Below are 22,107 nucleotides of genomic sequence, written 5' to 3' on the forward strand. Positions count from 1 at the left end.
TCGCCCTGCACGAACTTGCGGACGTACGTTACTAGTCGGTGCTACTCGATCGTATGTACCCGATCCCGGGCGACCCAGCCACCCTTCGTGCGGCCGTTCGGCCGATACTGCGGGGGGAGACTCGACGAGGAGAAGGCGGAAGAGAGGGCAGTCGAAGCGCTTCGACGTGCTATGGACACCCATCCTCACTACGGCTACTGTCGAACCACTCTCGCCCGCCCGCGTTCGCCCCGTGCGCTGTCGAAGCGCTTCACAAAGCTTGGAGAGCTGGATGGTCACCCTCGCCGAGGTCGCCCAGCACGCCGGAGTATCGGCGAGCACGGTGAGCTATGTCCTCAGCGGCAAGCGGTCCATCTCCACCACCACCCGGCAGCGGGTCGAGGAGAGCATCCGGAAGCTCGGCTACCACCCGAACGCCGGCGCCCGCGCACTGGCCAGCAGCCGGTCGAACATCATCGCCCTCATGATCCCGCTGCGCACCGACATGTACGTGCCGGTGATGATGGAGATCGCCATCGCGGTCGCGGCCGGCGCGCGCACCCACGGGTACGACATCCTGCTGCTCACCGGTGAGGAGGGCCCCGACGCGGTGCGCCGCGTCACCGGCAGCGGTCTCGCCGACGCGATGATCCTCATGGACGTCGAACTCGACGACGAGCGGCTCCCCCTGCTGCGCGGCACCGACCAGCCGTCCGTGCTGATCGGGCTCCCCGCCGACACCGAGGGACTGACCTGCGTCGACCTGGACTTCCGGGCGACCGGCGCGCTCTGCGTGGAGCATCTGGCGCAGTTGGGCCACCGCGACATCGCGGTCATCGGCGAGGCCGCCGCCGTCTACGAGCGGCACACCGGCTTCGCCGAGCGCACCCTCGACGGTCTGCGCACCCGTGCGCGGGAGCTGGGACTGCGACTGCTGCACCGGCCCTGCGACGGCGGGTACGACGCGATGGCCGCGACGCTGGCCCGCGTCTTCGACGAGCGCCCGGACACCACGGGCTTCGTCGTCCAGAACGAGGCGGCCGTCGAGCCGCTGCTCGCCCTGCTGCGCCAGCAGGGCCGGGCCGTGCCGGAGGACGTGTCGGTGGTCGCGGTCTGCCCCGAGGAGGTCGCCACCCAGGCCTCGGTGCGGCTCACCTCGGTCGCGGTGCCCGCGCAGGAGATGGGACGGCGGGCCGTGGAACAGCTGGTCGCCAAGCTCGACGGCCGCGGCAGCGACGAGGTCGTGCTGCTCGCGCCGGAGCTGACCGTCCGGGCCAGTTCGGGACCCGCGCCCGTCGTGCCCTAGCACTCCCGCGCCCGGCCGCCCCGCCGAACCGGACGGGTCTGTCCCGGGAGCATGCCGCCGCGAGCGGGACAGCGCCCTGGAGTGGCGAGACTAGCGAGGTGTCGCGAGTACGTTCCGGAGTACGTCCTCCAGCGTGACGCGGGCCAGCTCGCGCCTCAAGGTCTCCTCGATGCCCTGGTAGACGCTCTGCATCGCCGGCTGGATGCCGTGTCCCACGACGCATCCCTGGTCCGGGGTCGTGCGGTGCATCGCGAACAGCGGGCCCGGTTCGACCGCCTCGTACACGTCGAGCAGGGTCATCGACCCCAGCTCGCGCGCCAGCGACCAGCCCGCGCCCACACCCCGCCGGGACTCCACGAGCCCGGCCCTGCGCAGCTCGCCGAGCAGGCGCCGGATCACCACGGGGTTGGTGTTGGCGCTGCTCGCGATCTGCTCGGAGGTGGCGACCTCGTGGCCCTGGCGCTGGTAGAGACCGATCCAGGCCAGCGCGTGGGCGGCGATGGTCAGTCTGCTGTTGGCACTCATGAACCCCTCCTCTCGGCCGCAACGCTTTATGTTACGACAGCGCGGTCGTAACAGCGATGGTTGCGACAGGCTGTCGTAACAATTAATGTTGCGACCACGAACGGACCGATCAACGAGGTGAGAAGAATGAGCGAGTCACTGACGGGCAAGATCGCAGTGGTCACCGGGGGCAGCAGCGGCATCGGGTTCGCGACCGCACGCGCGTTCCGCGACGAGGGCGCCCAGGTTTTCATCACGGGTCGCCGCAAGGACGCGCTCGACGCCGCGACCGCCGAGCTCGGCCCCGCCGTGACGGGCGTGGTCTGTGATGTTTCGGTGCCCTCGGATCTCGACGCGTTCTACAGCACCGTGCGCGACCGGGCCGGCCGCATCGACGTGCTGGTCGCCAACGCCGGCGTCGGCGTCGCGGCTCCGTTCGGCGAGGTGACGGAGGAGCTGATCGACTCGGTGTTCGCCACCAACGTCAAGGGCACGGTCTTCACCCTGCAACAAGCGCTGCCGCTGCTCAGTGCCAACGCTTCGGTGATCCTCACGGGTTCGACCGCCTCGACACGGCCCACCCGGGGACTGGAGGTCTACGCGGCGTCGAAGGCCGCCATCCGCAACCTCGCCCGCGGCTGGGCCCTCAGCGCGCGCACGCACGGCTTCCGGGTCAACGTCGTGTCCCCGGGCGGCACACGCACCCCTGGCCTGCTCGAACTGGTCCCGCCCGAGGCTCTCGAGCAGGCCGAAGGCGAAGTCCCTCTCGGCCGGCTCGCCGAACCCGCGGAGATCGCCGCCGTGACGACGTTCCTCGCCTCGGACGCGTCGAGTTACGTCAATGGTGCCGAGTTCTTCGCCGACGGTGGTCACGCGCAGGTGTGAGCGCCCTCGCGGACGCCTGTGAACTCTTGACCGGTGTCACCGCGCCTCGACGCTGATGACGCGGTCCTCCCCGGCGACGAGGTCGAGAGGTTCGGCGCCGGAGGGGGTCCTGAGTTCGATGCGGCGGGTGCGGTCCGGGCGCAGGACGGCCCTCGCGCTGCCGTCGGGCATCCAGGTCAGATCGACCGCTGCCCCGAACCGGGTCCGTACGCCCCTGAGTTCGCCCCGCGGGCAGGAGACGGGCAGGGCGGGCAGCAGGACCAGCCGGCCGGGGGTGGACTGCACGAGCATCTCGATGAGCACGGCGGGCAGGGCGTGCGCGGCGTCCGCGTTGTAGACGTCGCGGTGGGGGTAGTGCGCGCTCATCAGGGACGCGTGGAAGTAGTCGCCGCCGAGCACCCTGCCCAGGGCGTGGGCGACCCGGGCGCCGTCCCGGAGCCGGGCGGCGACCAGGGCGTGGTGGAGGTGGCCGTGGGCGGAGTCGTTCTCGGCGCCGCGCAGGGCGAGGGCGCGGTGGGCGGCCTCGGCGAGGCCGGGGGTGTCGTACGGGTTGATCTCGTCCAGCGGCCAGACGCCGTAGAGGTGGCTGAGGTGCCGGTGGTCGTAGGTGTCCGCCAGACCGGGCCACGCCCACTCGGCGAGCGCCCCGTCGGCGTTGACCCGGTGTGCGGGGAGGCTGTCGGCGAGGGCGCGCCAGCGGTCGGCGTGCTCGGGGTGGCGGTCGGCGGCGGTGCGCAGGGCGTGCCGGGCGGCGGAGAGGTCCATGGCCGCGTTCAGGGTGCCCCAGCTCGCGTTGGCGGGGCGGTTCTCGGGCGAGTAGGAGGGGACGACGACCAGGTGGCCGTGCTCGTCGGTGTGCTGGAGGAAGTCCTCGTAGAACAGGGCGGCTTCGGCCAGGGTGGCGGTGGTGCGGGGGTCCTCGGTGCCGTGGGTCTCGTCGTGGTCGACGAGGGGCTTGAGCAGCCAGTCGGCGCCCGCGGTCCACAGGTGAAGCGGGTACTCGCGGCTGAAGTGGTAGGTGTGGCCCGACTCGCCGTCGGTGTGCGAGGGCGCGACCACGCCGCGGGTGCCGAAGATCTCGCGGGCGTTGTCCCGCCAGTCGGGCAGTTGCCGGTGGACCAGCGCGGCGTGGGCCCCGGTGACCTCGGGGAGGGCGGCGGCCGCGGCGGAGGCGGTCTGCAGGTTGAGGTTGGCGTTGGTGGTGAAGGCGCCGGACCAGGCGGTGTTCCAGTCGCCGGTCCACAGGCCGGTGAGGCGCGGCGGGAGCAGGCCGCTCGCCGACAGCAGGTGGTAGCGGCCGGCCGCGAAGAGGCGTTCCAGCAGGGCGGGGCCGCCGGGCCGGGCGAGCAGTTCCGAGCCCGGCAGGGCGCGTTCGGCGGGGTCGGCGGCGAGGTCGAGGGTGACGCGGTCGTAGGCCGTGCGGTGCCGGGTCAGATGCCGGGCGAGGAGGCCGTCGTACGAGGCCCCGTACGCGGCGCCGTCCAGCAGGTCGCGCAGGGCGCGGCTCTCGGCGAGCGTGTCCAGTTCGCCGGTGTGGCGGTGCACCCGGGTCAGCAGCAGCACCCCGGTGGCGCCCTCGACGAGGACGCCCGGCGGTACGAGCTTCGTGCTGCCGCCGGTGACGACGGCGAGGGTGACGCCGGTGTAGCCGAGGTCGCTGCCGGGGTAGCGGGCGCGCAGGGTGAGCAGGGCGCCGTCGGGGGTGAGGACCGCGCCGTGGCCGATGCCGAGCCCCGCCGGGGTGCCGGGGAGGCGGGGGTCGAGGGACAGGTCGAGGGTGAGGTGCGGGGCGGTGACGTGCTGGACGATCACGTCGTCGGCGCGGGAGACGAAGACTCCGCTGGTCCAGCCGGCGCGGGTGGCCGTGGTCTCGCCGGTGGTGAAGTCGACGGCGCGGCGGTAGGGGGCGTGGGTGTCCTGGGGTCGGTCGCCCGCGGGCCGGTTCAGACGCAGTTGGAAGGCCGGGTGGAAGGGGCGCACCCAGCGCAGCGGGCGGCCGTCGGTGAAGTCCTCGGCGGCGCCGGCGTCCCCGGCGAGCAGGCGGCCCTGGAGGGCGGGGAGCCCGGCGGCGAGCGCGGGCGGGCGGCGGTGGTCGTCGCCGTTGGGGCGGACCAGGGTGTGGTGGGTGACGATCACCCGGTCGGCGTTCGGATCGCCGAACACCAGGGCGCCGTGGTGGCCGTTGCCGCTCAGGAAGGCGTCCTCCCAGCGGGTGGCGGGCTCGGGCTCCCAGGTGCCGTGGACGGGCGTGCCGCTCATGACGTCGGCTCCGGGTCCCGCAGCACGGCCACGCCGTAGCGGCCAAGGGTGACGCGGTCGGTGACGAGGATGTCGGTGAGCAGCTCGCGGTGGGTGCCGGGGACCTCGACGGTGACCGGGTCACGGCCGTGGTGGAGCAGGAACAGCAGGTCGCCCCGGCGTACCGCCTCGACGTCGGCCGGGAGGGCGTCGAGCACCGGGCGGGCGCCCGCGTCGGCGGCGGCGCGGGCGAGCAGGTCGCGCAGCGCGTCCGGCTCGGGGAGGGTCGAGAGGTACCAGGCGCCGCCCTTGCGCAGCACGGCCGGAAGTCCGTCCAGCTCGCCGCCCTCGTAGGGGATCGTCTCGGACGCGGTGCCGTCGGGTTCGATCTCCTCCGACCAGAGGGTGCCGCGGAAGCCGTCGCAGTCGGCGCTCTCGTCGGCGTCCAGGGGCCACCACTCGTGCAGGGTGCGGATGCCGAACAGCTCGCGCAGCCGGGCGTCCATGCCGCCGGGCCGGACGCGGTCGTCCAGGTCGGCGACGCCGGTGAGGAAGCCGCAGACGAGGGTGCCGCCGCCGCGGACGTGGGCGAGGAGGTTGTCGATCGCCGTGTCGCCGAGCGCGTAGAGCTGCGGGACGACGACGACCTTGTACGGGGTGAGGTCGTCCTCCGGGTGGGCGAAGTCGGTGGTGAGGTGGGCCCGCCACAGCGCACGGTGCCAGGCGCGCAGCACGTCCGCGTGGTCGACGCGGGCAGAGGGGCGGGCCTCCTGGTCGGCGGCCCACCAGGAGTGCCAGTCGTGCAGGACGGCGATGTCGGCGCTGATCGTGCCCCCGGCCGCGTACGGGCCCAGTCTCGCGAGGTCGGCGCCGAGCCGTACGACCTCTTGGTAGGTGCGCCCCTCCTCCCCCGCGTGGCTGACCATGCCGGAGTGGAACTTCTCCGCGCCCTGCCGTGACTGGCGCCACTGGAAGTAGCAGACGGCGTCGGCACCGCGGGCCACCGCCTGGAGCGACCAGAGGCGGTTCAGGCCCCGCGGCTTGGGGTGGTTCACTGCGCGCCAGTTGACGGGTCCGGCCGCCTGTTCCATGAGCATCCACGGGCCGCGGGCCTGGGAGCGGGTCATGTCCTGGACCAGGGCGCCCTCCTGGGCGCCGAAGGGGTCGCGCGGGTCGGGGTAGAGGTCGACGGAGACGACGTCCTCCTCCTCGGCCCAGCGCCAGGCGTCCTGGCCGGACCACAGCGGCATGAAGTTGGTGGTGACCGGGATGTGCGGGGTGTGGCGGCGGACGATGTCGCGCTCGGCGGTGAAGCACTCCAGGAGCATGTCGGAGGTGAAGCGCCGGAAGTCCAGGACCTGGGCGGGGTTCTTCAGGTAGTGGGCGTGGCGGGGTGGGGCGACCTCGGCCCAGTCGCCGTAGCCCTGGCTCCAGAAGGCGGTCCCCCAGGCGGTGTTGAGGGCGTCGAGGGTGCCGTAGCGGTCCTGGAGCCAGCGGCGGAATCGGGTGGCGGCCTCGTCGCCGTAGTCGTAGGTGCAGTACTCGTTGTTGATGTGCCACAGGGTGAGGGCGGGATGCGCCCCGTACCGCGCGGCCAGGGCCTCCGTGATGGCGGCGGCGTGGCGGCGGTAGACGGTGCTGGAGTGCGAGAAGTGCTGCCGGCCTCCCCACCACTCGGTGCGGCCCTCCGCGTCGCGGGGCAGGGTGTCGGGGTGGAGCCGGCCCAGCCAGGGCGGGGGCGAGGCGGTGGGGGTGGCGAGGACGACGCCGATGCCGCTCTCGTGCATCAGGTCCATGAGCCGGTCCAGCCAGCCGAAGTCGTGGACTCCGGGGCGTGGTTCGAGCCTGGACCAGGAGAAGACGCCGAGGGTGACGGTGTTGACGCCGGCGGCCCTCATCAGCCGGACGTCCTCGGGCCAGGTCTCCTCGGGCCACTGCTCGGGGTTGTAGTCGCCGCCGTAGAGGATGCGCCGGCCGGTGGCGTCCGACAGGTTCGGCATCAGCCCTTCACCGCCCCGGTGAGCATGCCCTTCTTGAAGTGGCGCTGGACGAAGGGCGACAGCACGGCCACCGGCAGCAGGGCCATGACCATCACGGCCATCTGGACGGCCAGTCCGGACAGTTCGCCGGTCTTGATGGCCTGTCCGAGACCGACCGGCGCCTCCTGCTTCTGCACCAGCTGGATCATGACGTTCTGCAGGGGCAGCATGTCCTGGTCGTTCAGGTAGAGGGAGGCGTTGAACCAGGCGCTCCAGTAGCCGACCGCGTAGAACAGGGTGATCACCGCGACGACCGCGCGGGACAGCGGCAGGACGATCTGCCACAGGATGCGCAGGTCCCCGGCGCCGTCGATGCGGGCGCTGTCGATCAGCTCCTGGGAGATGCCCATGAAGAAGCCGCGCAGTACCAGGATGTTGAAGACGCTGATCGCGCTCGGCAGGATCAGCGCGAGGTAGGTGTCCGTCAGGCCCAGCGACTGCACCAGCAGGTAGGTGGGGATGAGACCCGCGCTGAAGAACATCGTGGCGAGCAGCACCATGAGGATCCAGCGGTGGCCCAGCGAACCGCTGCGGGAGAGCCCGTAGGCGCACAGCACGGACACCGCCATGGAGAACAGGGTGCCGACGAGGGTGATGCCGATGCTGACGAGGGCGGCGCGGGTGACCTGGCCGCCGCTGAGCAGTTCCTGGTAGGCGACGAAGGTGATGTCCTTGGGGATCATCACCAGGCCGCCGGCCTCGTCGATGGACTTGCGGCTGGACACGCTGGTGACGACGACGATCCACAGCGGGAACAGGATGGCCAGGGAGGCCAGGAGCAGCACGAGCCCCTTGCCGGCGACTCCGGCCCGGCTGGGCTTCTCCTCCCACACGGGGCGGGGCGGGGCCGCCCACGGGCGGGGCCTCGGCGCGGCCGGGCCGCTCGCGGCGGCCGCTTCTCGTACGGCGGTCGCTTCGGGTACGGCGGTCACTTCTTGTACACCCCCTGCTCGCCCATGAGGTGGGCCACCTTGTTGGCCACCAGCACCAGGCCGAGGCTGATGACGCCCTTGACGAGCCCGGCGGCGGCCGCGTAGCCGAAGTCCTGGTTGCGCACGCCGTTCCACCACACGAAGGTGTCGAGGACCTCCGCCGCGCCCGGTCCCACGGCGTCGCGCTGCAGCAGGATCTGTTCGAAGCCCACGGTGAGGGCGTCGCCGACGCGCAGCACCAGCAGCAGGGCGATCACCGGGCGCAGCGCGGGCAGCGTGACGTGCCACATGCGGCGCCAGCGGTTCGCGCCGTCCATCGCGGCCGCCTCGTACAGGTCGGGGCTGACCGAGGCGAGGGCGGCGAGGAAGACGATGATCCCCCAGCCGGCGTCCTTCCACACGCTCTGCGCGGTGACCAGGAACTTGAAGGTGTCCGGGTCGGTCATGACGCTGAGCCCGTCGTACCCGTGGTCGCGCAGCAGCTGGGACAGCAGCCCGGCGCCGCCGAGCAGCTGCTGGAAGACGGCGATGACCAGCACCCACGAGAAGAAGTGCGGCAGGTAGAGGATGGCCTGCGAGATCGCCCGCACCCGGGGCCTGACCACGCTGTTGATGAGCAGCGCGAGCCCGATGGGGATCGGGAAGTACAGCAGGAGCTGGAGCGCGAAGAGCACGAGCGTGTTGCGCACCGAGTTCCAGAAAGCGGAGTCCTCGAAGATCCGCTGGAAGTTCTCCAGGCCCACCCACGGGCTGTGCAGCATGGAGACGACGCCGTTGTCGGAGATGTACGGGTCGTACTCCTGGAAGGCGACCACGTTTCCGAAGATCGGCACGTAGTTGAAGAGCAGCACCAGCAGCACGGCCGGCAGGGTCATCAGCAGCAGTACGCGGTCGCGCCGGAACCGCAGCCGCAGGCTCAGCTTCCCCGGGTTCCGCTTTCCGCCGCGGGGGCCGGCGGCGTCGCCGGACGCCACCGGGGTCTTCTTCGTCGTATCGGCCTCGGTCCTGGTCCGAGGCACCGTGCTGTGGGACACGGTGGTTCTCCTTGCCTCGGTACCTGGTCAGCCGGCCGCCGGCCCGTTCTCGTCGAGGAGCTTCTGATACCACTCGCGCAGCTTGTCCCCGCCCTTGCTCTTCCAGTCGGAGACGGCCTGCTGCATGTCGCCGATCTTCTTGCGGCCGCGGACGATGTCGTCCTCCAGCTGCTCGAAGTCGTTGGAGAGGTTGGTGTAGCGGGCGGGCTCGACGATCTGCATGCCGTAGAACGTGGGCTTCTTGGTGACGGCGCCCGTCCGCTGCTGCCACTCGACCTGCCCCCTGGCGACCTCGGGGAAGTCGGGGTGGGCGATGGTCGCCGCGGGACTCGCCACCATCACGTAGGCGTTCATCACGTCGATGTTGCCCTGGTCGGTCTTGGTGGGCACGCCGTCCTTGACGGTGTAGTGGGTGCCCTCGACGCCGTAGTTGGTGGCCATGTACTCCTTGGTGCCGTACGGCGCGGCGGTGACGTTGGCGACGGCCAGCACGTCGCGGATCACGGCCTTGGACGCCTTCTTGTTGACGAAGGCGAAGATGCTGGCCGGGTTCTGCGCCCACAGCTTGGGTGCGCCGCCGTCGTGCCCGAAGAAGTCCATGCCCCAGATCTTGAACTCGGGATTCTGGGTGGCCTGTTCCGCAGTGCGGCTCCACCACTGGGAGATGTCCTGGTTGTAGACGAGGAACTCGCCGGCGGCGAACTTGGGTCCGGGGTCGGCGGCGTTGGACTTGCCGAGCTTGGCGTCGGGGTGCACGACACCGGCGGCGAACAGCTTGCGCGTCCACTCCAGCGCTTCGAGGTACTCGTCGGTCTCGGCGCGGTAGACCAGCTTGCCGTCGACCTGGTTCCAGCCGAGCGACTTCTCGTTGCCGGAGAGCACACCGAAGGCGTTGAAGGCGGTCCACTTCATGTCCAGGCAGGCCCAGCGCTTGGCCCGGGCGTTGGTGGCGTCCTTGGCGAAGGCCATGAACTCGTCGCAGGACCGGGGGGTTTCGTAGCCCTCCTTCTCGAAGATGTCCTGCCGGTACAGCGGCACGATGCCGGACACGTACGAGGACGGCATCGGCAGGCCGAGCAGCTTGCCGCCGAAGATGGACCGCCGCCAGGCGTCCGTGGGGATCGCGGCGAGGTTCGGGTACTCCTTGACCGCGTCGCCGGACAGATAGGGGCCGAGGTCGGCGAACTTGCCGATGATGGCACTGGGTATCTTCCCGGTCATGTTCCAGCCGGGCACGACCACCACGTCCGGCACCTCGCTGGAGGCGAGGACCGCGCCGAGCTTCTGGTCGTAGGTGTTGCCGTCCTGGTTCTGCCAGACCACGTCGACGCCGATGAGGTCGTTCATCGCCCGGTAGTAGGCGTTGTCCGCCTTGGGCGGGGACCCCCAGAACGGCGACATGACGGTGACCTCGCCGCCCTTGCCGAGCTTCTTCGGCACCGAGGTCTTCAGCTCCGCGAGGTCGAGCTTGCTCGTGAAGCCGACCGCGGAGCCGTTCTTGCTGGGGATGTCGGGCGTGACGACGTTGCCCGCCACGTACGCCGGCAGCAGCTTCTCGGCGTCCTTGCCCGACGTGGTGCCGTCGCGCGAGCCTCCGTCGGATCCGCCGCAGGCGGAGAGCAGCGGCACCCCTCCCGCCACCGCCGCAGTGGCGACCGCGGTGGAGGCGAGGAAACTTCTCCGGCTGGGACCGGAGGCGGCGTTCGGCGTCATTTGCGTCAACCCTTCGTGCCTTCGTGGCGCACCAGGACAGCCGACGGGGCGTCGGCTGCGGTGTGTTGAGGGAACTGAGATGCGGCGTGTGGCCAAGCATGTCGAAGCGCTTCGATGTTGCAGCGAGGTTAAGTTAACCCCTCGGGGGGCACAAGGGTCGTCCCCAAGATTCCTGACCGACGCCTTCGGCAACGGTGCTGGCCTAACTCCTCCTTCCCACGTTGCAATGGCTCGCGGGCAGGGCCGCGATCCGGTGCAGTGTCTTGACACCCACCCAGGGCTGCACAGAGCATCGAAGCGCTTCGACGTCCTACCCGCACCATCGCAAGGGGACCTCCACGTGACCGCACCCACGCCGCCGTTCCGTGATCCGCAGCTGCCGTTCGCGAAGCGCGTCGACGATCTGATGTCGCGGCTCACCCTCGACGAGAAGACCGCCTTCCTGCACCAGTTCGCGCCCGCCGTCGAACGGCTCGGCATCGCCGCCTTCCGCACCGGCCAGGAGGCGCTGCACGGCGTGGCCTGGATGGGTCCGGCGACTGTGTTTCCGCAGGCCGTGGGGCTCGGCGCCACCTGGAACGAGGGGCTGGTGCGGCGGGTCGGCGAGGCGGTCTCCAAGGAGGCGCGGGCGATGCGCGCCCGCGACGAACGCGTCGGCCTCAACGTCTGGTCGCCCACGGTGAACCTGCTGCGCCACCCGCTGTGGGGCCGCAACGAGGAGGGCTACTCCGAGGACCCGAAGCTCACCTCCGCCATCGCCACCGCCTACACCCGGGGCCTGCGCGGCGACCATCCGGCGTACTGGCGCACCGCGCCGGTCCTCAAGCACTGGCTCGCGCACGACAACGAGACCGACCGGGACACCTCCTCGTCCTCCGTCCGCCCGCGCGTGCTGAACGAGTACGACCTGCGGGCCTTCCGCGAGACGGTCGAGGCGGGCGCGGTGGCCGGGGTGATGCCGGCCTACAACCTGGTCAACGGCCGCCCCAACCACCTCTCCCCGTACCTCGCCCGGCACCTGCGCACCTGGACCGAGGACGAGCTCCTGGTCTGCTCGGACGCGGGCGCGCCCTCCAACCTGGTCGACTCGGAGCACTACTTCGACACCCACGAGGAGGCGACCGCCGCCGCGCTGCGGGCCGGGGTGGACAGCTTCACCGACCACGGCACCGACTCCTCGCGGATCGTCGCGCGCGTCCGGGGCGCCCTGGAGCAGGGCCTGCTGACGGAGGCGGACGTGGACACGGCCGTACGCCGTCAGCTGTCGGTCCGCTTCCGGCTCGGCGAGTTCGACCCGGAGCACGACCCGTACGCGGGTGTCGACGACTTCGACACCCCGGAGCACCGGGCGCTCGCGCGGGAGGCGGCCGAGCAGGCGGTGGTCCTGCTGAAGAACGACGGCGTCCTGCCGCTGGCCCCCGAGACCCGCGTCGCCGTCGTCGGACTGCTCGCCGACGAGTGCAAGCTCGACTGGTACAGCGGCACGCTCATCCACCGCTCCACTCCGCTGGAGGGCCTGTACGAGCGGTTCGGCGCCGAACGCGTGAGCTTCGCGGAGGGCGTGGACCGCATCCGGCTGCGCACCGCCGACGGCACGTTCCTGCACGTCCTCCCGTCGGACGACTCCCCCGCCGAGGCGTCCGGCGCCCAGGGCGCCCTCGACCCGGCGTTGCTCGCCGGCCGCACCGATCTGCCGCCCCTGACCACCGACGCCGTCGGCACCGAACTGGCGCTCGTCGACTGGGGCGGGGGCGTACTCACCCTGCGCGCGCCCGACGGCCGGTACCTGTCCGTCGCCGAGGACGGATTCGTACGCGCCTCCGCCGACCAGCCCGGCGGCTGGGTGGTGCAGGAGACGTTCCGGCTCGAACCCCATGAGAACGGTCACCTCCTGAGGCACACGGGAACGGGTCGTCTCGTGCAGGTCGCCGCCGACGGCGTGAAGGTTGCCGCCGAGAACGCCGAGAACGCCGAGGGCGCCGAGGTCTTCGAGCTGGTCGTCGCCGAGCGCGGCGAGGACGCGGTGACGCGGGCCGCGTCGGGGGCGGACGTGGTCGTCGTGGTCGCGGGCAACGACCCGCACATCAACGGCCGGGAGACCGAGGACCGTACGACGCTGCGGCTGCCCGCGCACCAGGAGCGGCTGCTGCGCGCGGCCCGCGCCGCCAACCCGGCGACCGTGCTGGCGCTGGTGTCCGCCTACCCGTACGCGGTCGACGTGGCGGCGCTCCCGGCGGTGCTGTGGACCGCGCACGGCGGCCAGGCGGCCGGCACCGCGCTGGCCCGGGTCCTCGCCGGTGACGTCTCCCCCGCGGGCCGGCTCCCGCAGACCTGGTACGCCGGCGACGCCGACCTGCCCGACCTGCTCGACTACGACGTGGTCGGCGGCCGCCAGACCTACCTGTACTTCGAGGGGGTGCCGCTGTTCCCGTTCGGGCACGGCCTGTCGTACGCGTCCTTCGGGTACGGGGACCTGACGGCGGAGGTGCGGGACGGGGCGGCCGGGCCGGTGTCCGTGTCCTTCACGGTCACCAACACCGGGGAGGTGGCCGCCGACGAGGTGGCCCAGCTCTATGTCCGCGCCGAGGCCCCGTCGGTCCCGCGTCCGCGCCGCGAGCTGCTGGCCCACCGCAGGCTCACCCTCGCCCCGGGGGCGTCGGAGCGGGTCTCCTTCGAGGTGCCGCTGTCCGCCTTCGCGTTCTGGGACGTCGCGCACGACCGGTGGCGGCTGGAGTCGGGGCCGTACGCCCTGCTGGTGGGTGCCTCCAGCGAGGACGTGCGCCTGTCGACGACCGTCGCCCTCGACGGCGAGCCCGCCGCCCCGCGCCCGGCCGGCGCACGCGGGCTGGCGGCGGTCGACTTCGACGAGCAGAGCGGCACGGAGATCGTCGACCGGACGAAGACCGTGGGCGACGCGGTGACGGCGGTCGCCGGACGGACGGGCGAACTGCTCTACCGCGACTGCGACTTCGGCACCGGTGTGTCCCGGGTGACCGTGTCGGTCGCGGGCGCCGGCTCGGTCGAGGTCGCCCTGGACGGCGGCCGTGCGGTGGCGGTGCTGTCGCCGGACGCGCCGACCGCGGGGCCGTACGACTACGTGGACCTGGACGGCGCCTTCACCGCCGGGGGCGTCCACGACCTCCGCATCAGACTGCGCGGCACGCTGCGGCTCGCTCACGTCGGCTTCTCCGGCTGAGGGCCCGCAGGAGGCAGGAGGGCGGGGCCCGGCGCCGGTGTCTACCGGTGCCGGGCCCCACCCGGCTCGCCGCCCGCGCGGACCAGGCCCAGTTCGTAGGCGACGATCACCGCCTGGGCCCGGTCGCGCAGCTCCAGCTTGGTGAACAGCCGGTTGATGTGGGTCTTCACGGTGTGGTCGGTGATGGTGAGGCGCCCCGCGATCTCCGCGTTGGACAGTCCCCGCGCGATCAGGGTCAGCACTTCCGTCTCCCGGGCCGTCAGGTCACCCGCGGCGGGGACGGGCAGCCGCGAGCCGCGCGCGTGCACGAACTCGGCGATCAGCCGCTTGGTGATCTCGGGCGACAGCAGGGCGTTGCCGTCGGCCACCACCCGTACCGCGTGCAGCAGTTCGGGGAAGGTGGCGTCCTTGAGCAGGAAGCCGCCCGCCCCGGCCGCGAGCGCGTCGTACACGTACTCGTCGAGGCCAAAGGTCGTCAGCATCAGGACCTTCGTGGCGCCTCCGGAGGCGGCCAGGATCTCCCGGGCCGCCTCGATGCCGTTCTTGTGCGGCATCCGGATGTCCAGGAGCGCGAGGTCGGGCCGGGTCTCACCGGCCGACAGCACCGCCTGCGCACCGTCCTCCGCCTCGGCGACGACCTCGATGTCCTCCTGGGTGTTCAGGAGGTTCACGAACCCGGTGCGGACCACCGCCTGGTCGTCGGCGACCAGTGTCCTGATCACGCGCGGCTCCTTCGCTCGTTCCGCGGCACTCATCCGCTCCCCCACGGAAGCTCCGCCGTCACCAGGAAGCCGCCGTCCGGACCGGCCCCCGCGCTGAGCCGGCCCCCGACCAGCGCGGCCCGCTCCCGCATCCCGGTCAGGCCGTGCCCCGGGCCCGTACCCGGGCGGGAGCCGGCGCCGGGGCCGTCGTCGTGGACGCGGAGGGTGAGCAGCCGGTCGGCGCCGTAGTCCACCTCGACCACGGTACGGGCGCCGGGGGCGTGCTTGCGGGCGTTGGTCAGCGCCTCCTGTGCGATCCGGTAGGCGGACAGCTCCCACGCGGCGGGCAGCGCCACCCGCTCCCCGGTGATCCGCAGCTCGGCCGTACCGCCCACCGCCCGGTGCTGGTCGACCAGTTCGGCCAGGTGGTCGAGGGTCGGCTGCGGAGCGGTGAGGGCGCTCTCGCCCTGGGGTGTGCGCAGGACCCCCAGCAGGCGGCGCAGTTCGGCCATCGAGGAGCGGGCGGTGGCGGCGATCTGCTGGAAGCCGTCGCGGGCCTCGGGGGTGAGCCCGGGCGTGGTGTACGTGGCGCTCTCGGCCTGGACGGCGATCATCGACACCGAGTGCGAGACGATGTCGTGCAGTTCACGGGCGATCGCGGCGCGTTCCGCCTCGGCGGCCTGCTGTCGCTCCATCGCGATCAACTGGGCCTGCGCCAGGCCCCGTTCGGTTCGGGTCTCCTCGCGGGAGCGGACCGCGTCCCCCATCATCACCGCCCCGAAGACGACCACGGTCACCAGGAAGGACTCGGCGAACAGGCTGAGCGAGCCCCGCTCCCACAGCGCGGGCACCGGCAGGTCCATCCGCGACCAGGTGTTGATGTGCACCAGGTTCACGCACAGCGCGCCGAGCGCGCCGCCCGTGACGGTGAGGGCGGGGTGCAGCACCCGGTTGCGGCCCAGCGAGTAGCAGCCGGTCAGCCCGCTGACCATGATGGACAGGTACAGGTTGACGTCGCCGGCGAAGCCGATCAGTCCGGCCGCGACCGTGAGCACCGCGACGGGCGGGAAGGAGCGCCGCCACATCAGTGAGACGGCGGACACCAGCACTCCGACCGTGGTCGTCACGCCGCCGGGAATGACGATCAGCTCCACGACGGCGCCCGCCGTCACGGCACCACCGGTGATCCAGGGGTAGGCGGGCGCGGCGATCCAGTCGCGCAGCCGCTGTGGGGGCGACGTACTCATCCCCCCATGATTCCGGCCGGGGCGGGAGCGCGCGTCACCGCCCGGGTGGAGTCCGCGGGCTCATGTCGTACCACGGGTTGACTCCCGGGTGCGGAGCCTCGGTTGACGCTCTTCGACCTGCGGATTCCTAGCGTCGACGGACATGAGGAAGACCTTTGGGGACCGGGTCGCGACAGACGCCGGGTGGCCCGTCGATCGGTATGCGTGGGCCGGCTGCGCGGTGGCGGCGGCGGGTTTCGCGCAGGTGTCGGACCTGGCGCCGCACCGGGTGTGGGGGTGGTCGGCCGCGGCGGGGTACGCCCTCGCGGCGTTCCTGGCGTCGGGGGCCGTGCCGCGCCCGGCCGTCCGGGCGGTCGCCGTGGCGGGGGCCGTCGTGGCGCCGCTCGTCGGCCTGGTGGTGACGGGGCTCGGGCAGTCCGAGGTCGCCGTGATCGAGCGGTCGGGGCGGCTGCTGGCCGCCACCGGGAGCCCGTACCTCACGGCTCCCCCGGCCGTGGGCGACTTCAATCCCTACCTGCCGGGGATGGCGCTCTTCGGCCTGCTGCCGGGAGACCCCCGCTGGTGGCTGGGCGGCGTGTTCGTCGCGTCCCTCGGCGCCGCCGGGTTGCGCCGCCCCGGGCTGCTGCTCGCGTGCCCCCTGGTCGCGCTGCCCCTCGCGGTGAGCGGCGTCGACCTGCCGGTGGCCGGTCTGATGTGCCTCGGCCTCGCGCTGGCCGGACGGGGCCGTCCGGGTGGCGCCGGCCTGGCGCTCGGGGCCGCCACCGTCCTCAAGTGGACCGCCTGGCCCGCGCTGCCGGTGGCGCTGGTCCTGGTCGCCGTACGGCAGGGCGGCCGGCCCGCGCTGCGGTGCGCGGGCGTGGGCCTGGGCACCGGGACGGCGGTGGTCCTGCCCTTCGCCCTCACCGACCCCGTCGGGTTCTTCCGGAACGTCGTCGCATTCCCCTTCGGGCTCACCGCCGCCGACTCGCCCGCCGGCAGTCCGCTGCCCGGCCACCTGCTCGCGGCGCACGTCCCCGGCGGCACGGTGATCGCGCTCGCGCTCCTGACGGTCGGGGCGCTGCTGACCGGTGCCTCGCTCGCGGTACGCCCTCCGGAGGCCCTGCGGGCGGCGGCCGGGCGCCTCGCGCTCGGCCGGGGCCTGGCGACGGCCCTGATGCCGGCGACGCGCTTCGGCTACCTGGTCTACCCGTTGGTCCTGGCCGCGCTGGCGCACGGGGCGGCGCGCCGCGATCCGGAGGTCACCGGCCGTCCCGTGGAGAGCACCCCCGCGCGATGAGTGACTCCCGCGCCCGCACGCTGATCGTCACCAACGACTTCCCGCCCCGGCAGGGCGGCATCGAGACCTTCGTCCGTGAACTGGCCGACCGCTTCCCGCCCGACGAGGTGGTCGTCCTCACCTCCGCGCCCACGGCCGCGACGGGGCCCGGCGAGTCCTTCCCGTACCCGGTGGTCCGCCACCCGGTCCGCACCCTGCTGCCGACTCCCGGTGCGACCGCGCACGCCGCGGCGGTGGCCCGCCGGTACGGCTGCGACCGGGTGTGGTTCGGCGCGGCGGCGCCCCTCGCGCTGATGGCGGGGCGGCTGCGGCGCACGGCGGGGATCCGCACCGCCGTCGCCACCACCCACGGCCACGAGGTCTGGTGGGCCCGCACGCCGGGGGCCCGCGCCCTGTTGCGCCGCATCGGCTCCCAGGTGGACGCGCTGACCTGGCTGGGCGAGCGCACCCGGGGCCCGATCGAGGCGGCCCTCGCCCCCGGCACCCGGACCGCACGGCTGGTCCCCGGCGTGGACACCGGGGCCTTCCACCCGGCTACCGACGGCACCCGGGTCAGGACGAGGTACGGCCTGGGCCACCGCCCCGTGATCCTGTGCGCGGCCCGGCTGGTCCCGCGCAAGGGCCAGGACACCCTGATCAGGGCGCTGCCCTGGGTGCGCAGGGCGGTCCCCGACGCCGTGCTGCTCCTGGTCGGCGACGGCCCCCACGCGGCCGGACTGCGGCAACTGGCCCTGCGCGAGGGCGTCATGGACTCGGTCCACTTCGCCGGCGGCCATCCCCACCACGCGCTCCCGGCCTTCTACGCCGCCGCCGACGCCTTCGCGATGCCCTGCCGTACCCGCAGGGGCGGTCTGGAGCTGGAGGGCCTCGGCATCGTGTACCTGGAGGCCGCCGCGTCCGGACTGCCGGTCGTCGCGGGCGACTCGGGTGGCGCGCCCGACGCGGTGCGCGAGGGTGAGACGGGGCATGTCGTCGACGGCCGCTCGGTCGCGGCGACGGCGGACCGGCTGATCAGGCTCCTGCGCGATCCCCGGCTCGCCCGCGCCATGGGCGGCGCGGGCCGCGACTGGGTGCGTACGGCATGGTCCTGGGACCACTCGTACGCGACGCTGCGGGACCTGCTGTCGGGTCGGACGGCGGGCTGCCGCACAGTGGGACCGGCCGACACCTGACACCACACCTGACAAGGCAGAGACGATGACCTCGCAGACACACCCCGTCGACCACGAACTCGTCGAGGCCGCGGCGCACGTGGCCCGCACCCGTTGCCGGGGCGACAATCACACCGTGGCGGCCGCGGCCCGCGCCCGGGACGGCCGGATCGTCACGGCGGTCAACGCCTACCACTTCACCGGCGGCCCCTGCGCCGAGCTGGTCGTCGTCGGTGCGGCGGCCGCCCAGGGCGCGTACGAGCTGGAGACGATCGTCGCCGTCGGCGACCGCGAGCGCGGGGTCGTCCCGCCGTGCGGCCGGTGCCGTCAGGTCCTGCTCGACTACTTCCCCGGCCTGAAGGTGATCGTCGGTGACGGGGACCGCGTACGTGCGGTTCCCGTCACCGATCTGCTGCCCGAGACGTACGTCTGGGCCGACCACCAGCTCGACGCGGGGTGAGAGCAGGCGTCAGAGCGCGAGTCCGGTGAGGACCAGCACCCGCTCGTAGGTGTAGTCGTCCATCGCGAACTTCACGCCCTCGCGGCCGACGCCGGACTGCTTGGCGCCGCCGTACGGCATCTGGTCGGCGCGGTAGGAGGGGACGTCGCCGATGACCACACCGCCGACCTCCAGGGCCCGGTGGGCGCGGAAGGCGGCCTGGAGGTCGTGGGTGAACACGCCTGCCTGGAGGCCGTACTTGGAGTCGTTGACGGCGGCGAACGCCTCGGCCTCGCCGGTCACCTTCTGCACGCTGAGGACGGGGCCGAAGACCTCCTCGCGGGCGAGGGTGGTGTCGGCGGGCAGCTCGGCGAGGACGGTCGGGGCGTAGGAGGCGCCGTCGCGCTTGCCGCCGGTGAGGAGCTTGGCGCCGGCGGTGACGGCCTCCTCGACCCAGGTCGCCACGCGCTCGGCGGCGGCCTCGCTGACCAGCGGGCCGACGTCCGTCGCGTCGTCGTTCGGGTCGCCGGTGACCTGGGCCTCGACGGCGGCGACGATGCGCGGCAGCAAGCGGTCGTAGACGGCGGCGTCGGCGATCACGCGCTGCACGGAGATGCAGGACTGGCCGCCCTGGTAGTTGGAGAAGGTCGCGATGCGCTGCGCGGCCCGGTCCAGGTCCTCGTCGCTCGCCCAGTCGGCGAGGACGACGGCCGCGCCGTTGCCGCCCAGCTCCAGGGTGCAGTGCTTGCGCGGGACCGAGTCCATGATCGCGTAGCCGACGGTCTCGGAGCCGGTGAAGGAGATCACCGGCAGCCGCTCGTCCTGGACCAGGGCGGGCATCTTGTCGTTGGGCACCGGGAGGATGCTCCAGGAGCCGGCGGGCAGCTCGGTCTCGGCGAGCAGCTCGCCGAGGATCAGGCCGGACAGCGGGGTGGCGGGGGCCGGCTTGAGGATGATCGGCGCGCCCGCGGCGATCGCGGGGGCGATCTTGTGGGCGCACAGGTTGAGGGGGAAGTTGAAGGGCGCGATGCCGAGGACGACGCCCTTGGGGAAGCGGCGGGTGAGGGCGAGGCGGCCCTGGCCGCCGGCGTCGGTGTCCAGGCGCTGGGCCTCGCCGCCGTTGAACCGGCGGGCCTCCTCGGCGGCGAAGCGGAACACGGAGACCGCGCGGCCGACCTCGCCGCGGGCCCACTTGACCGGCTTGCCGTTCTCGGCGGAGATCAGGCGGGCGATCTCCTCCGTGCGCTCCGCCAGGCGGCGGCCGACGTGGTCGAGGGCGGCGGCGCGGAGGTGGGCGGGGGTGGCGGCGAACTCGTCCCGTACGGCGTACGCGGCGGCCACGGCCTCTTCGACCTGGGCATCGGTGGGGAGGCTCACCGTGCCGACGGTGCTGCCGTCCCAGGGGGACGTGACGTCGAAGCCGGACTCGCCGGTGGCCTGGCGGCCGGCGAGCCAGAAGGCGTGGGTGGAAGTCATTGTCGAGTCCCGGCCCTTCCGCGTTGGGGGTGGTGGTCTCTACGGGTTCGGAGTCCACGGTAGGGCGGGGCGGTGTGGGGGGCGCTTGTCCGGGGTGTAGTGGTGGGTGGGGGTTGTTCGACGTGGCGGCCAGGTGGGCGGGAGTACGGGGCGAGGAAGACCTCGTCCTCAAGCGCCGGACGGGCCTATTCGGGTGCCGTCGCCTTCAGGGCCAGCCACAGCTCCATGCGGACGTCCGGGTCGTCCAGGGAGCGGCCGAGGATCTCCTCCACCCGGCGCATCCGGTAGCGCAGGGTGTGGCGGTGGACGCCGAGGTCGGCGGCGGCCGCGTCCCACTGGCCGTGGCGGGAGAGCCAGGCACGCACGGAGGCGACCAGGTCGCCCCGGCCGGTGGCGTCGTGGTCGCGCAGCGCCCGCAGGAGGCCGTCGGCGAAGGCGCGCACCGCGTCGTCGGCGAGGAGCGGCAGGACCGAGCCGGCCGCCACGTGCTCGTGCTCCACGCAGACGCGGCCGCGCCTGCGGGCCACCGACAGGGCCTGTTGGGCCTGCTTGTAGGCGGTGGCCGCGGCGATGGGACCGGACGGGGCCGAGAGACCGACGACCAGGCTCTCCTCGTCGCCGCCCGCGCGGGACTCGGACGACGGGCGGGCGGCCTCCAGCGCCGACGCGTGCTCGACGCAGGCGGCGACGGCCGCGCCGCCGTCGGTGGCCAGCAGCACCAGGCGTTCGCCCTCCGGGACGACCAGCACCGCCTCGCCCGAGCGGGCCGCCGCGGCCTCCGCCGCCTCGGCGAGCGCGCCGAGGGTGCCGAGGGTGCCCAGCGGGTCGCCGCCGGGGTCGCCGCCCGTGTCACCGGCGGCCTGTGCGGCCGTGGAGGCCCGGTTCCTGGCCGCCCCCGACTCGGCGACGATCACCCGGAACGGCGCGTCCAGCAGGCCGCCGTACAGGTCCCCGGCGACCGTGCGGGCGTGGTCGGGCTCGCCGGCCAGCAGCATGCGCAGCACGGCCGCGTCGATGCGGAGCCCGGCCTCGTGCAGGGAGCGGGAGCGTTCCGTGGTGAGGGTCAGCAGGGCGATGGCGGAGTGGACGGCGTACCTCTCGGCGGTGCCCAGGGCGGCGGCCGTGCCGACGGCGAGCGCGGAGCGGGGTCTGCGGGAGGTGCCCAGGGAGTGCAGCTCGACCCGGTCGGCGTTCTCGGGGTGCTCGGCGTTGTGGGCTCCGCCGACCACGGAGGAGGCCGGGGCGGGCCGCTCGCGCAGCCGTTGCACGTCCGCCGTGAGCCGGGCGGCCCTGCGGCCCGCCCACTCGGGTGCGGTGGCGACGACGGCGCCCGAGGCGTCGTACAGCGCCGCCCAGCCGTCGACCTGGGCGGCGAGCGCGGCCAGCAGGCCCTCGGGGCCGTCGGCCAGGGTCCGCCGGGTCAGCTCGCGCTGGGCGGCGAAGCCCGCGGTGACCGCGCGGTACTGGTCGGCGGCGATCGCGGCGGAGACGGCCTTGCTGATGGCGAGGAAGGGGGTGCGGCGCGGCACCTCCAGCAGCGGCAGCCCTTCCTGCCGGGCCGCGTCCACCAGTGCCTCGGGGACGTGGTCGTAGTTGACCCCGACGGCGAATCCGAGGCCCACCACTCCGGCGCCCACCAGCCGTTTCACGTACCGGCGCATCGCCGCGGGGTCCTCGGCGTCCAGCTGGAGGGCGGTGATCAGCAGCAGCTCCCCGCCCTCCATGTAGGGCACGGGGTCGGCGAGTTCGCTGACGTGGGCCCAGCGCACCGGCACGTCGAGGCGGTCCTCGCCGGCGCGCACGGTCAGCTTCAGCGCCGAGTGGTGGACGAGCGAGGCGAGCGTGGGGGGCATGGGGGCCTGGGCCTTCGGGGTCTGCGTCGGGTGGTGCGGGCAGGCCGCGGGGTGCCCGCGGTTCGGTGTGGAGTCTCCGTGATCTTTTGGCCGCCGCGTATGAACGACCTGTGTCGATTCTGCCTCACTGTACGGTCC

16 protein-coding genes are annotated in these 22,107 nt (G+C 73.0%); 6 read left to right on the forward strand and 10 right to left on the reverse strand.

Features of this window, described 5'->3' with window-relative positions:
• The first annotated feature begins 271 nt into the window (after positions 1–271).
• On the forward strand, positions 272–1,285 hold the full coding sequence (locus ACZ6IM_RS28920; protein WP_052838310.1) for a LacI family DNA-binding transcriptional regulator: 1,014 nt from the start codon (positions 272–274) through the stop codon (positions 1,283–1,285).
• A gap of 90 nt (positions 1,286–1,375) precedes the next feature.
• Here ACZ6IM_RS28920 and ACZ6IM_RS28925 read toward each other — a convergent pair whose 3' ends face one another.
• Positions 1,376–1,810 carry an Rrf2 family transcriptional regulator gene (locus ACZ6IM_RS28925; protein WP_052838311.1) on the reverse strand — a complete coding sequence of 145 codons (435 nt, stop codon included), beginning with the start codon at positions 1,808–1,810 and terminating at the stop codon, positions 1,376–1,378.
• A gap of 126 nt (positions 1,811–1,936) precedes the next feature.
• Between ACZ6IM_RS28925 and ACZ6IM_RS28930 the strand changes: the two genes are divergently transcribed.
• Positions 1,937–2,674 carry an SDR family NAD(P)-dependent oxidoreductase gene (locus tag ACZ6IM_RS28930; protein WP_052838312.1) on the forward strand — a complete coding sequence of 246 codons (738 nt, stop codon included), beginning with the start codon at positions 1,937–1,939 and terminating at the stop codon, positions 2,672–2,674.
• Between the two features lie 36 nt (positions 2,675–2,710).
• Here the strand turns inward: ACZ6IM_RS28930 and ACZ6IM_RS28935 are convergent, their stop codons facing one another.
• The 5 genes from ACZ6IM_RS28935 to ACZ6IM_RS28955 form a co-directional block, all read right to left on the reverse strand.
• Positions 2,711–4,933 carry a glycosyl hydrolase family 95 catalytic domain-containing protein gene (locus ACZ6IM_RS28935; RefSeq protein ID WP_052838313.1) on the reverse strand — a complete coding sequence of 741 codons (2,223 nt, stop codon included), beginning with the start codon at positions 4,931–4,933 and terminating at the stop codon, positions 2,711–2,713.
• Positions 4,930–6,912 (reverse strand): beta-galactosidase, encoded by a 1,983-nt coding sequence (locus ACZ6IM_RS28940; protein WP_469560385.1) that lies wholly within the window; start codon positions 6,910–6,912, stop codon positions 4,930–4,932. The genes ACZ6IM_RS28935 and ACZ6IM_RS28940 overlap by 4 nt, the downstream gene beginning before the upstream one ends.
• Positions 6,912–7,784 carry a carbohydrate ABC transporter permease gene (locus ACZ6IM_RS28945; protein ID WP_052838315.1) on the reverse strand — a complete coding sequence of 291 codons (873 nt, stop codon included), beginning with the start codon at positions 7,782–7,784 and terminating at the stop codon, positions 6,912–6,914. Before ACZ6IM_RS28945 ends, ACZ6IM_RS28940 begins: the two co-directional genes overlap by 1 nt.
• A 95-nt stretch (positions 7,785–7,879) precedes the next feature.
• Positions 7,880–8,917, reverse strand: a complete 1,038-nt coding sequence (locus tag ACZ6IM_RS28950; protein WP_052838316.1) for an ABC transporter permease — start codon at positions 8,915–8,917, stop codon at positions 7,880–7,882.
• Between the two features lie 27 nt (positions 8,918–8,944).
• A complete protein-coding gene (locus ACZ6IM_RS28955) occupies positions 8,945–10,630 on the reverse strand; it encodes an extracellular solute-binding protein (protein WP_469560389.1) in 1,686 nt (561 codons plus the stop codon).
• A 340-nt stretch (positions 10,631–10,970) separates the two neighbouring features.
• On the opposite strand from ACZ6IM_RS28955, the gene ACZ6IM_RS28960 reads away from it, so the two are divergent.
• On the forward strand, positions 10,971–13,826 hold the full coding sequence (locus ACZ6IM_RS28960) for a glycoside hydrolase family 3 C-terminal domain-containing protein (protein WP_469560392.1): 2,856 nt from the start codon (positions 10,971–10,973) through the stop codon (positions 13,824–13,826).
• Positions 13,827–13,867: 41 nt separating this feature from the next.
• Here the strand turns inward: ACZ6IM_RS28960 and ACZ6IM_RS28965 are convergent, their stop codons facing one another.
• Together ACZ6IM_RS28965 and ACZ6IM_RS28970 are read right to left on the reverse strand one after the other, a co-directional pair.
• A complete protein-coding gene (locus ACZ6IM_RS28965) occupies positions 13,868–14,581 on the reverse strand; it encodes a response regulator transcription factor (RefSeq protein ID WP_052838516.1) in 714 nt (237 codons plus the stop codon).
• Positions 14,578–15,774, reverse strand: coding sequence for a sensor histidine kinase (locus ACZ6IM_RS28970; protein ID WP_469560396.1), 1,197 nt, complete (start codon positions 15,772–15,774; stop codon positions 14,578–14,580). The genes ACZ6IM_RS28965 and ACZ6IM_RS28970 overlap by 4 nt, the downstream gene beginning before the upstream one ends.
• 142 nt (positions 15,775–15,916) lie before the next feature.
• Between ACZ6IM_RS28970 and ACZ6IM_RS28975 the strand changes: the two genes are divergently transcribed.
• From ACZ6IM_RS28975 to ACZ6IM_RS28985, 3 genes are read left to right on the forward strand one after another with little or no spacing between them, the layout of a single operon-like run.
• Positions 15,917–17,050 (forward strand): glycosyltransferase 87 family protein, encoded by a 1,134-nt coding sequence (locus ACZ6IM_RS28975; RefSeq protein WP_469560399.1) that lies wholly within the window; start codon positions 15,917–15,919, stop codon positions 17,048–17,050.
• Positions 17,047–18,222 (forward strand): glycosyltransferase family 4 protein, encoded by a 1,176-nt coding sequence (locus ACZ6IM_RS28980; protein ID WP_052838321.1) that lies wholly within the window; start codon positions 17,047–17,049, stop codon positions 18,220–18,222. The genes ACZ6IM_RS28975 and ACZ6IM_RS28980 overlap by 4 nt, the downstream gene beginning before the upstream one ends.
• A 25-nt stretch (positions 18,223–18,247) precedes the next feature.
• Positions 18,248–18,661 carry a cytidine/deoxycytidylate deaminase family protein gene (locus ACZ6IM_RS28985; RefSeq protein WP_052838322.1) on the forward strand — a complete coding sequence of 138 codons (414 nt, stop codon included), beginning with the start codon at positions 18,248–18,250 and terminating at the stop codon, positions 18,659–18,661.
• A 9-nt stretch (positions 18,662–18,670) separates the two neighbouring features.
• On the opposite strand, the gene ACZ6IM_RS28990 is transcribed toward ACZ6IM_RS28985, so the two are convergent.
• Together ACZ6IM_RS28990 and ACZ6IM_RS28995 are read right to left on the reverse strand one after the other, a co-directional pair.
• Positions 18,671–20,116, reverse strand: a complete 1,446-nt coding sequence (locus tag ACZ6IM_RS28990; protein ID WP_469560403.1) for an aldehyde dehydrogenase family protein — start codon at positions 20,114–20,116, stop codon at positions 18,671–18,673.
• Positions 20,117–20,301: 185 nt separating this feature from the next.
• Positions 20,302–21,969 (reverse strand): PucR family transcriptional regulator, encoded by a 1,668-nt coding sequence (locus ACZ6IM_RS28995; RefSeq protein WP_052838324.1) that lies wholly within the window; start codon positions 21,967–21,969, stop codon positions 20,302–20,304.
• Between the last annotated feature and the right edge of the window lie 138 nt (positions 21,970–22,107).

The organism is Streptomyces sp. NPDC042336 (genome assembly GCF_055581985.1).

What these genes read in the sequence shown, in the direction of transcription:
- ACZ6IM_RS28920 (WP_052838310.1), top strand. Translation starts at nt 272, where the DNA reads ATGGTCACCCTCGCCGAGGTCGCCCAGCACGCCGGAGTATCGGCGAGC.
- ACZ6IM_RS28925 (WP_052838311.1), bottom strand. Translation starts at nt 1,810, where the DNA reads ATGAGTGCCAACAGCAGACTGACCATCGCCGCCCACGCGCTGGCCTGG.
- ACZ6IM_RS28930 (WP_052838312.1), top strand. Translation starts at nt 1,937, where the DNA reads ATGAGCGAGTCACTGACGGGCAAGATCGCAGTGGTCACCGGGGGCAGC.
- ACZ6IM_RS28935 (WP_052838313.1), bottom strand. Translation starts at nt 4,933, where the DNA reads ATGAGCGGCACGCCCGTCCACGGCACCTGGGAGCCCGAGCCCGCCACC.
- ACZ6IM_RS28940 (WP_469560385.1), bottom strand. Translation starts at nt 6,912, where the DNA reads ATGCCGAACCTGTCGGACGCCACCGGCCGGCGCATCCTCTACGGCGGC.
- ACZ6IM_RS28955 (WP_469560389.1), bottom strand. Translation starts at nt 10,630, where the DNA reads ATGACGCCGAACGCCGCCTCCGGTCCCAGCCGGAGAAGTTTCCTCGCC.
- ACZ6IM_RS28965 (WP_052838516.1), bottom strand. Translation starts at nt 14,581, where the DNA reads ATGAGTGCCGCGGAACGAGCGAAGGAGCCGCGCGTGATCAGGACACTG.
- ACZ6IM_RS28970 (WP_469560396.1), bottom strand. Translation starts at nt 15,774, where the DNA reads ATGAGTACGTCGCCCCCACAGCGGCTGCGCGACTGGATCGCCGCGCCC.
- ACZ6IM_RS28975 (WP_469560399.1), top strand. Translation starts at nt 15,917, where the DNA reads ATGAGGAAGACCTTTGGGGACCGGGTCGCGACAGACGCCGGGTGGCCC.
- ACZ6IM_RS28980 (WP_052838321.1), top strand. Translation starts at nt 17,047, where the DNA reads ATGAGTGACTCCCGCGCCCGCACGCTGATCGTCACCAACGACTTCCCG.
- ACZ6IM_RS28985 (WP_052838322.1), top strand. Translation starts at nt 18,248, where the DNA reads ATGACCTCGCAGACACACCCCGTCGACCACGAACTCGTCGAGGCCGCG.
- ACZ6IM_RS28990 (WP_469560403.1), bottom strand. Translation starts at nt 20,116, where the DNA reads ATGACTTCCACCCACGCCTTCTGGCTCGCCGGCCGCCAGGCCACCGGC.
- ACZ6IM_RS28995 (WP_052838324.1), bottom strand. Translation starts at nt 21,969, where the DNA reads ATGCCCCCCACGCTCGCCTCGCTCGTCCACCACTCGGCGCTGAAGCTG.